The sequence below is a fragment of the Streptomyces sp. NBC_01298 genome (genome assembly GCF_035978755.1).
In the GTDB taxonomy this organism is placed as follows: Bacteria; Actinomycetota; Actinomycetes; order Streptomycetales; family Streptomycetaceae; genus Streptomyces.
On record NZ_CP108414.1, the window covers coordinates 6219971 to 6233975 of the forward strand.

Consider the following 14005-nt stretch of genomic DNA (forward strand, 5'->3'; position numbering starts at 1 on the left):
CCGGGGCCGCAGCCCTCACCGGAGCCGCAGGGCGGCGCTGAGGGGGAGCATTCCGGCTTGTAACGCGCGGCGGTGGTCCGCGTAACACCGCCGTCGCACGCTGGGCTCCATGCACACCTCGGAATCCGTCACCGCCACGCACTGCCCGTACTGCGCGCTGCAGTGCGGCATGAACCTGCGCCCCGAGCCCGGCGGCGCGGGCGTGACGGTGGAGGAGCGGACCGACTTCCCCGTGAACCGGGGCGCGCTGTGCGGCAAGGGCCGCACCGCCCCCGCCGTGCTCTCCTCCCGGGTGCGCCTCACCGAGCCGCTCGTCCGGAGCCGCGCCGGCCGGCTGGAGCCGGCCACCTGGGAGGAGGCCCTGGACGCCGTCGCCGAGGGCCTCGCCCGCACGCGGCGGTCGTACGGGGCCGACGCGGTCGGGGTGTTCGGCGGCGGCGGGCTGACCAACGAGAAGGCGTACGCCCTCGGGAAGTTCGCCCGCATCGCCCTGGGGACCTCGCAGATCGACTACAACGGCCGGTTCTGCATGTCCTCGGCGGCCGCCGCGCACCAGCGGGCCTTCGGGCTCGACCGGGGGCTGCCCTTCCCGCTGGAGGACATCCCCCGGACCGGCTGCGTCATCCTCGTCGGCTCCAACCCCGCCGACACCATGCCGCCCGCGCTCCGCTTCTTCCGGGAACTCCGCGAGAACGGCGGCACGCTGATCGTGGTGGACCCGCGCCGCACGCGCACCGCCGAACAGGCAGACCTGCACCTGGCCCCGCGCCCCGGCACGGACCTGGCGCTGGCGCTCGGCCTGCTGCACCTGGTGGTGGCGGGCGGGCACACCGACGAGGAGTTCATCGCCGGGCGCACCACGGGCTGGGAGGAGGCCCGGGCCGGCGCGATGGCGCACTGGCCGGAGCTGGTGGAGCGGATCACCGGCGTGCCCGTCCCCAAGCTCCGCGAGGCGGTGACCATGTTCTGCGCCCCGGACTCCGCGATGGTGCTCACCGCGCGCGGCCCCGAGCAGCAGTCCAAGGGCACCGACACCGTCGGAGCCTGGATCAACCTCTGCCTCGCCACCGGCCGGGCCGGCCGCCCGCTCTCCGGCTACGGCTGCCTCACCGGCCAGGGCAACGGCCAGGGCGGCCGCGAACACGGCCAGAAGGCCGACCAGCTCCCCGGCTACCGCAAGCTGACCGACCCGGCGGCCCGCGCCCACGTCGCCGGGGTCTGGGGCATCGACCCCGACACCCTCCCCGGCCCGGGCCGCAGCGCGTACGAACTCCTCGACGCGCTCGGCTCCGACGTCAAGGCCCTCCTCCTGATGGGCTCCAACCCGGTGGTCTCGGCCCCCCGCGCCGCCCACGTCGAGGAGCGCGTCCGCTCCCTGGACTTCCTGGCCGTGGCCGACGTGGTCCTGTCCGAGACGGCGGCCCTGGCCGACGTGGTCCTCCCGGTCACCCAGTGGGCGGAGGAGACCGGCACCACCACCAACCTGGAGGGCCGCGTCCTGCTCCGCCGCCGGGCCCTGACCCCGCCGCCCGGTGTCCGCTCCGACCTGGAGGTCCTGCACGGGCTGGCCACCCGCCTGGGCATGCCGAAGGCCTTCCCGACCGACGCCGAGGAGGTCTTCGAGGAGCTGCGCCGCGCCTCGGCGGGCGGCCCGGCGGACTACTCGGGCATCACGTACGCCCGCATCGAGGCGGAGCAGGGCGTCTTCTGGCCGTGCCCGGCCCCCTCACGGACGGCGGAGCCCGGCTCCGCCGCCGAGCCCGCCGCCGCACCGGAACCCCACCCCGGCACCCCGCGCCTCTTCCTGGACCGCTTCGCCACCGAGGACGGCCGGGCCCGCTTCGTGCCCGTCTCCCACCGCGACGCCGCCGAGGTGCCGGACGCGGAGTACCCGCTCATCCTCACCACCGGCCGGGTCGTCGCCCAGTACCAGTCGGGCGCGCAGACCCGCCGGGTGGACGAGCTCAACGCAGCCGCCCCCGGCCCCTTCGTGGAACTCCACCCCCGCCTCGCGGCCCGCATCGGAGCGGTCGACGGAGCCCCCCTCGCGGTCACCTCCCGCCGGGGCCGCGCGGTCGCCCCGGCCCGGATCACGGACACCATCCGCGCGGACACCGTCTTCATGCCCTTCCACTGGCCGGGCGAGGGCCGCGCGAACACCCTGACCAACCCGGCGCTCGACCCGGTGTCCCGGATGCCGGAGTTCAAGGTCTGCGCGGTCCGCGTGGAACCGGCCTAGCGGTTCTCCGGAGCCCCGGCGAAGGTGGGCTCCAGAGCCTTCAGCAGGCGGCCCGCGTAGGACTCGGCGGAGCCGGGGATCCCCGGGTACTCCTCTTCGAAAGCGGCCCAGTCCGTCTGCGCGAACCCCTCGAAGACCTCGGGGGCGGGCGGCTGTCGCCCGCCGCCGCCGACCTCGAATTCGCCGGAGAGCCGGAACACCTCCGCCAGCAGCGGGTACGGCAGCGCGCAGCTCTCCGCCAGCAGGACCGCGTCGTAGAGGTCCTTGCCCTGCGGGTACGTGTCCCCGGCCAGCCACACCAGCTTCCAGGCGAGGGACAGCTCCGGGGTGGCCGCCAGGAGCGGCGCCCCCGCGTCCTCCACCGGCTCGGGCGCGACCGGCAAGTGCTCGTTGAAGACGAAGTCCAGCTGGACCTGTCCGCCCCGCAACCCCGGTGCGGACCAGGGCAGGACCAGCCTGCGGCCCGGCACGCGTTCGTACGTCCAGATGTACTCGGAGACCGCCTCCGACGCCGGCATCACCAGGCCTTCGTACGGGGCCAGCAGCTCGGCCCCGGCGGTGATCGCGTCCAGCATCCGCCCGGTGCGGTCCTCCTAGATCATCCAGTCCGCGGGGACCACGACGAAGTCCAGGTCGTGCGGCTCCCGCGCGATCCGCGCGAACCACCGGGACATCAGCATGCTGCCGCGCAGCACCAGTGAACCGGCGTCGCCCGAGGCTCCGACCGCGCGCAAGGCCACGTCCATCGCCGCCCCCGCGCCCCGCACGGTGCCGCGGAACCGCTGGGTCACGAAGCGTTCCTGCCACCCGCCCGGGAGGACCCGGCGGGCGTTCCACGACACGTGCGACCCGTGCGGGACCACCATGGATTCCAGGGCGGCCCGGTCGTGGTCGGCCGGGAGCCGCAGCTTCAGGTGGTGCTCGAAGTACCCGCCGCCCGGCCCCGGGGGCTCCGTGGTCCACGGGACCGTTTCCACCTTGACCCGGACCGGGTCGAAGCCGGCCGCGCGCAGCCGGGGCACCAGCGCCTCGTGCCCGTCCCGGTCGGGCAGCGTCAGCATCGGCTGCGAGGCCATCCGGCCCCGGGCCAGCACGATGTGCGTGACCTTCAACTCCCGCTCAGCCGACCATGATGCGAGCCGGGCCAGCTCCGCCGGAACGGCGCAGCGCACGGTGACGTGGGTTTCGTACGCAGACATGACCGCGATCCTCTCGGACATGCGTCCGATCCGCATCGGGGTTCTGGTCCGGGGGTAACCATGGGTCACTCACCGGACTCAGAAAGTGGTCGCACGCCCCTCGTGGCAGAGATGTGTCGTACCCCACACTGAGGTGCGGTGCACCCGTCCTCGGAGCCCTGTGGAGGTCGCCCCCGTGCAGACCCAGAGCCTGACCGTCACCGTCAGCCCGCCCGCCGAAGTGCCCGCGGCCGAAGAGCCCGAGGCCGAGGCCGAGGCCGACGCCGTGCACGAGGAGGAGGCCGAAGAGGCCGAAGAGGCTGAGGAGTTGGGGGTCCCGGAACTCATGGAGAAGGTGCCCCCGCCGCGCAAGCGCCCGGCGGAAGGCTCCGGCGGAGCGGGACCGTCCGCCGACCTGTTCCGGCAGTACCTGCGCGAGATAGGCAGGATCCCGCTGCTCACCGCCGTCGAGGAGGTCGAGCTCGCGCGGCGCGTGGAAGCGGGACTGTTCGCGGAGGAGAAGCTCGGCGGCGGAGCCGCCCTCGACCTGCAGCTCACGCTCGATCTCGACAAGCTCGTCGTCATGGGCCGCATGGCCAAACGCCGCCTCATCGAGTCGAACCTGCGGCTCGTCGTCTCCGTCGCCAAGCGCTACGTCGGCCGCGGACTCACCATGCTCGACCTGGTCCAGGAGGGGAACCTCGGACTGATCCGCGCCGTCGAGAAGTTCGACTACGCCCGCGGCTACAAGTTCTCCACCTACGCCACCTGGTGGATCCGCCAGGCCATGTCCCGCGCCCTCGCCGACCAGGCCCGGACCATCCGCGTCCCCGTCCACGTCGTCGAACTGATCAACCGCGTCGTGCGCGTCCAGCGCCGCATGCTCCAGGAGCGGGGGTACGAACCCACCGCCGAGGAGGTCGCCGTCCACCTCGAGCTGACCCCCGAGCGGGTGCTGGAAGTCCTGCGTCTCGCCCAGGAGCCGATCTCGCTGCACGCACCCGTGGGTGAGGAGGACGATGTCGCGCTCGGCGACCTCATCGAGGACGGGGACGCCGCCTCACCGGTCGAATCGGCCGCGTTCTTCCTGCTCCGCGAGCACCTGGAAGCGGTGCTCTCGACCCTCGGCGAGCGGGAGCGCAAAGTGGTCCAGCTCCGCTACGGACTCGCCGACGGGCGGCCGCGCACCCTGGAGGAGATCGGGCGGATCTTCGGGGTGACCCGGGAGCGGATCCGGCAGATCGAGTCCAAGACCCTCAACAAGCTCCGCGACCACGCCTTCGCGGACCAGCTGCGCGGCTACCTGGACTGAGCGCGTACGCGGGCGGGTACGGAAAAGGGGCGCCCCGTAGGGCGCCCCTCCCGGTACCGGCCGCGCTAGTCGACCTCGGCCACCGCCTGCGCGAACTGCGCCGCGTACAGCCGCGCGTACGCGCCGTCCGAGAGCAGCAGCTCCTCGTGCGTGCCCTGTTCCACGATCGAGCCGCTCTCCATCACCAGGATCAGGTCGGCGTCGCGGATCGTGGACAGCCGGTGCGCGATCACGAAGGACGTACGGCCGTGCGCGAGGCGCGCCATCGCCTTCTGGATCAGCACCTCGGTACGGGTGTCCACCGAGCTCGTCGCCTCGTCGAGCACGAGGATCACCGGGTCGGACAGGAACGCCCGCGCGATGGTGATCAGCTGCTTCTCGCCCGCGCTGACGCCGGCGCCCTCGTCGTCCAGCACCGTGTCGTAGCCCTCGGGCAGGGTACGGACGAACCGGTCGGCGTGGGCCGCCCGCGCGGCCTCCTCGACCTCGGCGCGCGTGACCTCGCGCGTGGCCCCGTAGGCGATGTTCTCGGCGATGGTGCCGCCGAACAGCCAGGTGTCCTGGAGCACCATGCCGATGCCGCTGCGCAGTTCCTCGCGGGTCATCTTGGCGATGTCCACCCCGTCGAGGGCGATCTCCCCGCCCGTGACCTCGTAGAACCGCATCAGCAGGTTGACCAGCGTGGTCTTGCCGGCGCCGGTCGGGCCGACGATCGCGACCGTCTGTCCGGGGTCGACGCTCAGCGAGAGGTTCTCGATCAGCGGCTTGTCCGGCTCGTAGCGGAAGGCGACCTTGTCGAAGGTGACCTGCCCGCGCAGGTTCTCCGGGCGCTCCGGAACCTCCGCGTCCGCCTCCTGCTCGGGCGCGTCCAGCAGCTCGTAGACCCGCTCCGCGGAGGCGACGCCGGACTGCACCAGGTTCGCCATGGAGGCGACCTGCGTGAGCGGCATGGAGAACTGGCGCGTGTACTGGATGAAGGCCTGGACGTCACCGATCGACAGGGTGCCCGAGGCCACCCGCAGACCGCCGACGACCGCGACGAGCACGTAGTTGATGTTCGAGATGAACAGCATCACCGGCTGCATGATCCCGCTGACCAGCTGCGCCTTGAAGGAGGCCCGGTACAGCGCCTCGTTCTGCTCGGCGAACAGGGCCGCGGACTCCTTCTGCCGGCCGAAGACCTTGACCAGGGTGTGGCCCGAGTACATCTCCTCGACGTGCGCGTTCAGGGCGCCCGTGGACTTCCACTGCGCCACGAACTGCGGCTGCGACTTCTTGCCGATCTTCGCGGCGACGTACGCGGACACCGGGATGGTCACCAGCGCGACCAGCGCCAGCAGCGGCGAGATCCAGAACATCATCGCCAGCACGCCGACGATCGTCAGGAGCGAGTTGAGCAGCTGACCCATCGTCTGCTGGATCGTCTGCCCGATGTTGTCGATGTCGTTCGTGGCCCGGCTGAGCACCTCGCCGCGCTTCTGCTGGTCGAAGTACGACAGCGGCAGCCGCGACAGCTTCGCCTGCAGCTCCTCGCGCATCCGGTACACGGTGCCGTTCATGATCTGGTTCGACAGCCGGGTGGCGACCAGCATCAGCAGGCCGGCGACCGTGAAGACGGCCAGCGCCCACAGCGCCACCACCCCGACCGCGCCGAAGTCGATGCCCTTGCCCGGGGTGAAGTCGGTGCCGGACAGCATGTCCGCCATCCCGCCCTCGCCCCTGGCGCGCAGACCGTCCAGTGCCTGCTGCTTGGTGAGGCCCTCCTTCATGCTCCGGCCGACGATCCCCGCGAAGACGAGGTCGGTGGCCTCGCCGAGGATCTTGGGCCCGGTCACCGACGCGGCGACGCTGCCGACGACCGCGAGGATCATGCCCCACAGCTTGGCCCGGTCCCGCGCCAGCGCACTCAGCAGCCGCTTGCCCGAGCCCTTGAAGTCCATGGACCGCGTCGTCGGCGGTCCCATCATCATCCGTCCTCCGGGCCCGCTCACGCCGCCTCCGCTTCCGTCAGCTGGGAGAGCACGATCTCCCGGTAGGTCTCATTGCCGGCCATCAGCTCGTGGTGGCGCCCCTCGCCCACCACCTGCCCCTCGTCGAGGACGATGATCCGGTCCGCGTCGCGGATCGTGGAGACCCGCTGGGCGACGATGACCACGGTCGCCTCTTCGGTCTCGCGGGCGAGCGCGGAGCGCAGCGCCGCGTCCGTGGCGTAGTCCAGGGCGGAGAAGGAGTCGTCGAACAGGTAGATCTCCGGGCGCTGTACGAGTGTGCGCGCGATCGCGAGCCGCTGGCGCTGGCCGCCGGAGACGTTGGTGCCGCCCTGGGCGATCGGCGCGTCGAGCCCGCCCTCCAGCTCGGACACGAAGCCCTTGGCCTGCGCGACGTCCAGTGCGTGCCAGAGCTCCTCGTCGGTGGCGTCGGGGCGCCCGTAGCGCAGGTTGCTGGCGACGGTGCCGGAGAAGAGGTACGGCTTCTGCGGCACCATGCCGACCGTCCTGGCGAGCAGGTCCGGGTCGAGGCGCCGTACGTCCTCGCCGTCGACGAGCACGTCGCCGCCGGTCGCGTCGAAGAGCCGGGGGATCAGCCCCAGCAGCGTGGACTTGCCGCTGCCGGTCGAGCCGATCACCGCGGTGGTCTCGCCGGCCCGGGCCACGAGGTCGACCCCGCGCAGCACGGGGGCCTCGGCGCCCGGGTAGCGGAAGTCGGCGCCGCGCAGTTCGAGGCGGCCGTGGTGGAGCAGCTTGCGGACCGGGTCGGTGGGCGGGACCACGCTGGATTCGGTGTCCAGGACCTCCTGGACGCGCTCGGCGCAGACCTCGGCGCGCGGCACCATCATGAACATGAAGGTGGCCATCATCACGGACATGACGATCTGCATCAGGTAGGCGAGGAAGGCCGTCAGCTGGCCGATCTCCATGTCGCCGGAGTCGATGCGCATCGCGCCGAACCAGACGACGGCGACGCTGGAGATGTTCACGACCACGATCACGGTCGGGAACATCAGCGCGAGCAGCTTGCCGGCCGCCAGCGAGACGCCGGTGAGGTCGGCGTTGGCCTCGCGGAAGCGCTCCTTCTCGTAGTCGTCGCGGATGAAGGCGCGGATCACCCGGTTGCCGGTGATCTGCTCGCGCAGGACCCGGTTGACCGTGTCCAGCCGCGTCTGCATCTTGCGGAACAGCGGGCGGGTCTTCAGCACGATCGCGCCGACCGACAGGCCGAGGATCGGGACGACGGCGAGCAGGACGCCCGAGAGCTTCACGTCCAGCGAGAGCGCCATGAAGATGCCGCCGACGCACATGATCGGCGCGGAGACCATCAGGGTGAAGGTCATCAGCACGAGCATCTGGATCTGCTGCACGTCGTTCGTCGTACGGGTGATCAGCGACGGGGCGCCGAAGTGGCCGAGCTCACGCGCGGAGAAGCTCTGCACGCGGTCGAAGACGCCGGCCCGGACGTCCCGGCCGAAGGCCGCGGCCGTGCGGGCCCCGTAGTAGACGGCGCCGGCGTTGCAGACGAGCTGCACGAGCGAGACGCCGAGCATCAGGGCGCCGAAGCGCAGGATGTAGCCGGTGTCGCCGTTGACGACACCGTTGTCAATGATGTCGGCGTTCAGGGTGGGCAGGTAGAGGCTCGCGCTGGTCTGCAGCAGCTGCAGCAGGACCAGTACGGAGATCGGTTTCCGGTACGGGCCCAGGTGGGTCCGCAGAAGTCGTATGAGCACGCGCAGGCTCCGGTCGGCATGATCGAGGGGGTTCACTCCATCTTCTGCCAACCGGCGGCCGGAACCCACCGCTTTTCGTAAAGCCCGGTCAAAAGGAGTAGGCAGGGCGCGGGAGGGCGTAGGCCGGGTTCCCGCCGGGTTACGGGCCGGCGGCCACCGCGCCGACGCCCGGTGCCGGGAGGACGATGGGGGAGGGGAGGTCTCGGGACGGATCAGCGGCCGTGGAGGAACCATGACGGCAGCCAAACGGGAACAGATTCCCGTCCTCTTGGAGGGCAACGGCGCCGAACTGCGCGTGCTGGAGCTCGGCGGCGGGTTCTCCGTCGCGTTCGGGCGCTTCGACAAGGGCGTCGACATGACCCCGGCGTTCAAGGGCCTGCCCGACGACCTGTGTCCGTGCCCGCACTACGCCTACGTGATCAAGGGCCGGCTCCTGATGCACACGAAGGACGGCGACCAGGTCTACTCGGCCGGGGAGGCCTGCTACTGGCCGCCCGGCCACGCCCCGGTCGCCCTGGAGGACACCGAGTACCTCGACTTCTCGCCCACGGAGGAGTTCCGGGCGGTCGTCGAGCACGTGAAGGCGCAGCTCGGCTGACGCCCCGGTCGGGCGGCAGGCCTCGGCCGGCTGGCTGGTTGGTCGGCCGGCCTTTGGTCAGAACGCTCCGGGGTGGATCTGGTCCCGGGTCGCGATGTACTGCTGGCGCGCGCCCTGCCAGGCCGGGTACTCCTCGTCCGGCTCGAACAGCTGCGCCGCGGGCGCCGGCCACACCGGCGGGGTCTTCGAGGCCGCACCGCCCTGCGCCAGGCCGAGGGCCCACGCGGCCTGCCGGGCCGCGCCCAGGGCCGCGTAGTCCGCCGGCGCCGGGACGAGGACCTGCGTGCCGAACAGCCCCGGCGCGAAGGCCTGTACGGCCGGCAGCTCGGCGGCGGCGCCGAGCAGGAACACCCGGCGGATCTCCACCCCGCGGCTGCGCAGCACGTCGATCGCGTCGACCAGCCCGCAGAGCATGCCCTCGAAGGCGGCCCGCGCGAGGTGCTCCGGCTTCATGGAATCCCGGCGCAGCCCCGACAGGGTCCCGGCGGTGTGCGGCAGGTTCGGCGTCCGCTCACCCTCCAGGTACGGCAGGAGCACGAGTCCGTGCGCGCCCGGCGTCGACTTCAGCGCGAGCTCGCTCAGCCCCTCCAGATCGGTGCCGAGCAGTTCGGCGGTGCCGCGCAGGGCCCGTACGGCGTTCAGCGTGTTCACCACCGGCAGGTGCAGCCCGGTGGCGTCCGCGAGGGAGGTGATCAGCCCGCCCGGCTCCGACAGCGCCTCGTGGTGCACCGCCATCACCGATCCGGACGCGCCCAGTGAGACCACGGCGTCGCCGGGTCCCATGCCCAGCCCGAGCGCGGCCGCCATGGTCTCGCCGGTGCCGGCGGATATCAGCAGCCCCTCGGGCGTGGTCCCGGCGGCTTCGGCCGGGCCGAGCACCTCGGGGAGCAGCGCGCGGTGCCCCAGCGCGAGCTCGACCAGGTCGGGGCGGTAGGCGCCGGCGGCCGCCGACCAGTAGCCGGTGCCGGAGGCGCCACCGCGGTCGGTGGTCCGCCGGGCCGGGCGGCCCAGCAGCTGCCACACCAGCCAGTCGTGCGGGGACATCAGCACGGCCACCCGCCGGGCCGCTTCCGGCTCGGTACGGGCCAGCCAGGCGAGCTTGGCCACGGGCTGCGCCGCATGGGGGACGGAGCCGATGGCCTCGACCCAGGCCTGCCGGCCGCCGAAGGACTCGATCAGCTCGGCGGCGGCCGCCTGGCCGCGCTTGTCGTTGCCGATCAGGGCGGGACGCACGAGGCCGCCCTGCGCGTCCAGCGGCAGCACGCCGTGCTGCTGCGCGGAGACCCCGATGGCCTGCACCCCTTCGAGGAGCCCGCCGCCGGCGGCCTCGCCGAGCGAGAGCAGCCAGGCCTGCGGATCGGTCTCGTGCGGCACCGCCTCGCCGGTGGGCTGCGGATGAGGGGCGTACCCCTGGCGCAGCACGGCGCCCGTTTCGGTGTCACAGACGACGATGCGTGTGAACGTGGAAGAGCTGTCCAGCCCGGCGACTATCCCCATGCGGAGAATTCTGCCGCACGCGGGGACGGGCTCGACCGCCCCGGAGCGCCCGGAACGGGCCCCGTCCCTTATGTGGAACCCCGGGGGGTCCTCTTAGGGGGACCCGGCGCGGGGTCCCCGCAAGAGGACCCCGCGCCGGACCGAACCCGTTCAGGTGTTGCTGGTGCCCCAGTCGTCCTCGCCCGCGCCGTTGCCGCCGACCCGTGCCCGCAGGCCCCGTACCCGCCCGGAGAGGGAGTCCGGCACCGCGTCGCCCACCTTCTCGCTCACCGCGGCGAAGGCCTTGCCGGCGAACTCCCGGCCGCTCTGACCTGCGCTCTCGGCGGCGTTCCGGACGGCCGGGTTCTGCGCGAACTCGCGCGCGGACTTCTTCAACTGTTCATACCGCTCGCGTCCGGCCCGGGTCCCGAGCACGTACCCGAGGGCCAGCCCGACCGCGAACGTGACCTTGTACCGCATGCCTGCCACCCTTCGTCGTGTGGTGCCCGGCCCGCTGGCGATACCGATTGGCGGAGCACCCCCCTGCTTGCGCTAATCTATGACTCGCAACGGGCGCTCGCCCCCTGGCCAAGGCCAGAGGTGGGCTGTTCGGTGCAACGCAGCAATCCCCTGTAGCTCAATTGGCAGAGCAGCCGACTGTTAATCGGCAGGTTACTGGTTCGAGTCCAGTCGGGGGAGCGCGGTCCCCTGTAGCTCAATTGGCAGAGCAGCCGACTGTTAATCGGCAGGTTACTGGTTCGAGTCCAGTCGGGGGAGCAAGAAGGAACGAGGACCCCAGGTGGGTCCTTTTTCTTTTTCCTGCCCTCCACGCGCAACCGCGCAGGGCCCTGCGCGGTCTCTCTGGGCAGGCGAAGCCGATCATGCGAGGCATCCGAGGCGGGAGATCGTATGAGCGGCTATGCTGCGGCAGACGGCGCGCACACATGTACGCGCCACGCCGTGAAGGGGCGGTAGCTCAGCCGGTTAGAGCAGCGGACTCATAATCCGTCGGCCGTGGGTTCGAGTCCCACCCGCCCCACCACGCAGCTGGCCCGCAGAAACGTTGCGACCAGCAACCTTGGTGCCTCGCCCAAACTTCCTGGGTCGGGGCACCTTCCCGTTTCCGGCCACCCCGGCCGCTCCGGCCGCTCCGGCATCCCGGTTCTGCCGCGCCCCGTGGGCCCGTAGGGCCTCGGACGGTGCGCCTGTCGGGGTCGATGGTGCCCGCGCGGCCGTCCGCCTTCGGAGCGGACTCGTACGGCTCCCGGTCGGCCACGACGATCTCCTTGGCCACGGCCGGAGGGCGGCGGCTTCATCCGGCCCAACGACGGGGGCGAACCGGCAGAGCCTTCCGCGTGGGGGGTCGGCACCCCGTGGCGAGCCGAAGGCCGTACGGGCACGGGTCCTCGGCATGGCCGCCGCCGTGGAACCCCCTCCGCCCTCGCGTCGCGCAACGCGGCAGCCTCGGCGGGCAGGTTGAGGGCCCGGCAGAGGCCGAAGGGCCCGAACGGGTCCGGCATTCCGTGCGTGGCGGCCGGGGAGTGAGGTCGTGGTCTGCCGGTGGGGAATTCGGGTCGGTTTTTGCGGTGGCGGCGTGCTGCCCGTCTCGGGTGATATGGGCGAGCATTTTCCGGAGATGTATCGGAGCGGACCAGTTCTCCTCCAAAAGGGCGGATTCCTTCTTCGCTGTCGGCGCCCGGTCGGCCTCGGGGCTTCGGGCGGACCGTCTGTGCCTCCCGGCTGGGAGGGCGGCAGGGCGTCGTGCGGCGGGTCGTGACGGCTGGTCAGGTGCGTGGAGGTCCTGGCGGGCGGGTCCGTGCCGGCGGTGGTGGGCGGCTCCGTGCTCGCGTGGTGAATGGCGTCGGGTGGGGCGGTTTTTCGGGGGAATTGGGGCCGGGTCGGCTGATCGGAATCTGCCTTGTTTTGCGCGTTCGGGGTCCTCTAGCCTCTGGGGCGACTTGAAAGTGATGGTTCTCCGCACTGCCATCTGGATGCAATGACGCAAACACGGTCACGAAGTGAACGGGCTCAAGGGGGACAATTCCAGATGTACGGGGGAGTCGTATGGAGCCCGCTCGCACCCTGACCGCCGATGCCGCCGGGGAAGCGGCGGCGCCGCCGCTGTGGACCAAGAACTTCCGGCTGTACTTCACCGCCCGCCTGGTCTCGCTCCTCGGTGACGCCATGCTGCCGGTGGCGCTCATGTACGGCGTCGTGCAGCTCGGCTACGGGGCCTCCGGGGTGGGCTTCGTCCTGGCCGCGCAGATGCTGCCGTTCGCCGTGCTCATCCTGTTCGGCGGGGTGCTCGCCGACCGGTTCACGCCCCGCCGCATGATGATCGGCGCGGACGCCGCCCGGTGCTGCCTGCAGATCGCCGCCGCCACCGCGTTCGCCACGGGGCACGCCCCGCTCTGGCTGCTGCTCCTCCTCGCGGCGGGCAGCGGTACCGCCTCCGCCGCGTTCCAGCCGGGTGTCGCCAGCATGGTTCCCCAAGTGGCGAAGGACCTTCAGCGGGCCAACGCCACCATCCGCGTCGCCGAGGCCGTCGCCTCGATGGCCGGGCCGACCTTCGCCGCCGTACTGGTCGCGGTGTTCGACGTGGCCCTGGTGCTCGCCGTCGACGCGGCGACCTTCGCCGTCAGCGGCCTCTGTCTCCTGCTGCTGCGGCTCGCCCCCGCTCCCGCCCCGGACCGCAAGACGTCGACCTCGCGCAACCTCCTCGAAGGCTGGCACGAGTTCCGCTCCCGTACCTGGCTCTGGGTCGTCATCCTGGCCTGGGCCGTCAACGGCATCACGACCTTCGGCCCGCTGCGCCCCCTCACCACGCTCCTGGTCGCGAGCGAGCACGGGGCGACCGGCCTCGGCCTGGTCTGGACGGCGTTCGGGGCGGGCAACGTCCTGGGCGGTCTGGCCGCCATGCGGCTGCGCCCCCGGCGGCCGCTGGTCGCCGGAGCGGTCGCGATGTTCGCCTGGGTGGTCCTCCCCCTGTCCAACGCCCTCGGGCTCCCGCTCTGGTCGACGTGCGCGTGCTTCGTGGTCGGCGGCGCCGCCTGGGCGTTCTGGAGCGTCATGTGGGCCACGAGCGTCCAGTCCCAGGTCCCGTCGGCGGTGCTGAACCGGGTCTACGCCTACGACGTCGCCGGCTCCCTCATCGCCTTCCCCGTGGGCCAGGCCCTGGCCGGCCCGGTCGCCGGGCTCATCGGCGCGCGCACGCTGTTGTACGTATCCACCCTGGTCGCGGTCGTGACCTTCGCGGTGCTGCTCTCGGTCCCGGCGGTCCGCTCCCTGCGACGGGCGGAGCCGCCCGCGTGAGGGGGAGGGGCGGCCTGGTGCGGGAGTTCGACGACAGGCCCTAGGTGTATTGGCCCGAAGGCCAGGCGCCTGCTCGGCTGGCAGCCGCGCCCGGCCCGGGAGACGGTCCTGGACTGCGCCCGCAGCCTCATCGCCCACGGGGCCGTCTGAGCGCGGGCCGCCCGGCGGG

The 14005-nt window shown here is 72.1% G+C and carries 10 protein-coding genes and 3 tRNA genes; 7 read left to right on the plus strand and 6 right to left on the minus strand.

Features of this window, described 5'->3' with window-relative positions; genetic code table 11:
* Positions 1 to 109 precede the first annotated feature (109 nt).
* On the plus strand, positions 110 to 2239 hold the full coding sequence (locus OG730_RS28220; protein ID WP_327306863.1) for a molybdopterin oxidoreductase family protein: 2130 nt from the start codon (positions 110 to 112) through the stop codon (positions 2237 to 2239).
* Here the strand turns inward: OG730_RS28220 and OG730_RS28225 are convergent.
* Entirely contained in the window at positions 2236 to 2814 is a 579-nt protein-coding gene (locus tag OG730_RS28225) for a nucleotidyl transferase AbiEii/AbiGii toxin family protein (protein ID WP_327306864.1), read from the minus strand. The two genes, OG730_RS28220 and OG730_RS28225, sit on opposite strands and share 4 nt — an antisense overlap.
* 18 nt (positions 2815 to 2832) lie before the next feature.
* On the minus strand, positions 2833 to 3438 hold the full coding sequence (locus OG730_RS28230; protein WP_327306865.1) for a nucleotidyl transferase AbiEii/AbiGii toxin family protein: 606 nt from the start codon (positions 3436 to 3438) through the stop codon (positions 2833 to 2835).
* A gap of 175 nt (positions 3439 to 3613) precedes the next feature.
* On the opposite strand from OG730_RS28230, the gene OG730_RS28235 reads away from it, so the two are divergent.
* Positions 3614 to 4729, plus strand: a complete 1116-nt coding sequence (locus tag OG730_RS28235; RefSeq protein ID WP_442815037.1) for an RNA polymerase sigma factor — start codon at positions 3614 to 3616, stop codon at positions 4727 to 4729.
* Positions 4730 to 4794: 65 nt separating this feature from the next.
* Here the strand turns inward: OG730_RS28235 and OG730_RS28240 are convergent, their stop codons facing one another.
* A complete protein-coding gene (locus OG730_RS28240; RefSeq protein ID WP_327306867.1) occupies positions 4795 to 6720 on the minus strand; it encodes an ABC transporter ATP-binding protein in 1926 nt (641 codons plus the stop codon).
* The gene (locus tag OG730_RS28245) at positions 6717 to 8450 is read right to left on the minus strand and encodes an ABC transporter ATP-binding protein (RefSeq protein WP_327306868.1); all 1734 of its coding nucleotides are present in this window, start codon (positions 8448 to 8450) and stop codon (positions 6717 to 6719) included. The genes OG730_RS28240 and OG730_RS28245 overlap by 4 nt, the downstream gene beginning before the upstream one ends.
* Before the next feature lie 232 nt (positions 8451 to 8682).
* Between OG730_RS28245 and OG730_RS28250 the strand changes: the two genes are divergently transcribed.
* Complete coding sequence (locus OG730_RS28250) at positions 8683 to 9048, plus strand: cupin domain-containing protein (RefSeq protein ID WP_327306869.1); 366 nt, start codon at positions 8683 to 8685, stop codon at positions 9046 to 9048.
* A 57-nt stretch (positions 9049 to 9105) separates the two neighbouring features.
* Here the strand turns inward: OG730_RS28250 and OG730_RS28255 are convergent, their stop codons facing one another.
* Together OG730_RS28255 and OG730_RS28260 are read right to left on the minus strand one after the other, a co-directional pair.
* Positions 9106 to 10545: an FGGY family carbohydrate kinase gene (locus OG730_RS28255; protein ID WP_327306870.1), complete on the minus strand. Its 1440-nt coding sequence runs from the start codon at positions 10543 to 10545 to the stop codon at positions 9106 to 9108.
* Positions 10546 to 10695: 150 nt separating this feature from the next.
* A complete protein-coding gene (locus OG730_RS28260) occupies positions 10696 to 11004 on the minus strand; it encodes a YtxH domain-containing protein (protein ID WP_327306871.1) in 309 nt (102 codons plus the stop codon).
* A gap of 146 nt (positions 11005 to 11150) precedes the next feature.
* Here OG730_RS28260 and OG730_RS28265 point away from each other — a divergent pair.
* The 4 genes from OG730_RS28265 to OG730_RS28280 all read left to right on the plus strand — a co-directional run bounded on the left by OG730_RS28265 (position 11151) and on the right by OG730_RS28280 (position 13836).
* Positions 11151 to 11223, plus strand: a tRNA-Asn gene (locus OG730_RS28265).
* Positions 11224 to 11228: 5 nt separating this feature from the next.
* Positions 11229 to 11301: transfer RNA gene (locus OG730_RS28270), tRNA-Asn, on the plus strand.
* 188 nt (positions 11302 to 11489) lie between these two features.
* A tRNA-Ile gene (locus tag OG730_RS28275) sits at positions 11490 to 11566 on the plus strand.
* Positions 11567 to 12588: 1022 nt separating this feature from the next.
* Positions 12589 to 13836 carry an MFS transporter gene (locus OG730_RS28280; RefSeq protein WP_327306872.1) on the plus strand — a complete coding sequence of 416 codons (1248 nt, stop codon included), beginning with the start codon at positions 12589 to 12591 and terminating at the stop codon, positions 13834 to 13836.
* Positions 13837 to 14005 lie beyond the last annotated feature (169 nt).

Bases quoted from the DNA above. Each gene is read 5' to 3' on its own strand.
- OG730_RS28220 (WP_327306863.1), top strand. From the start codon at position 110: ATGCACACCTCGGAATCCGTCACCGCCACGCACTGCCCGTACTGCGCG.
- OG730_RS28225 (WP_327306864.1), bottom strand. From the start codon at position 2,814: ATGCTGGACGCGATCACCGCCGGGGCCGAGCTGCTGGCCCCGTACGAA.
- OG730_RS28230 (WP_327306865.1), bottom strand. From the start codon at position 3,438: ATGTCTGCGTACGAAACCCACGTCACCGTGCGCTGCGCCGTTCCGGCG.
- OG730_RS28250 (WP_327306869.1), top strand. From the start codon at position 8,683: ATGACGGCAGCCAAACGGGAACAGATTCCCGTCCTCTTGGAGGGCAAC.
- OG730_RS28255 (WP_327306870.1), bottom strand. From the start codon at position 10,545: ATGGGGATAGTCGCCGGGCTGGACAGCTCTTCCACGTTCACACGCATC.
- OG730_RS28260 (WP_327306871.1), bottom strand. From the start codon at position 11,004: ATGCGGTACAAGGTCACGTTCGCGGTCGGGCTGGCCCTCGGGTACGTG.
- OG730_RS28280 (WP_327306872.1), top strand. From the start codon at position 12,589: ATGGAGCCCGCTCGCACCCTGACCGCCGATGCCGCCGGGGAAGCGGCG.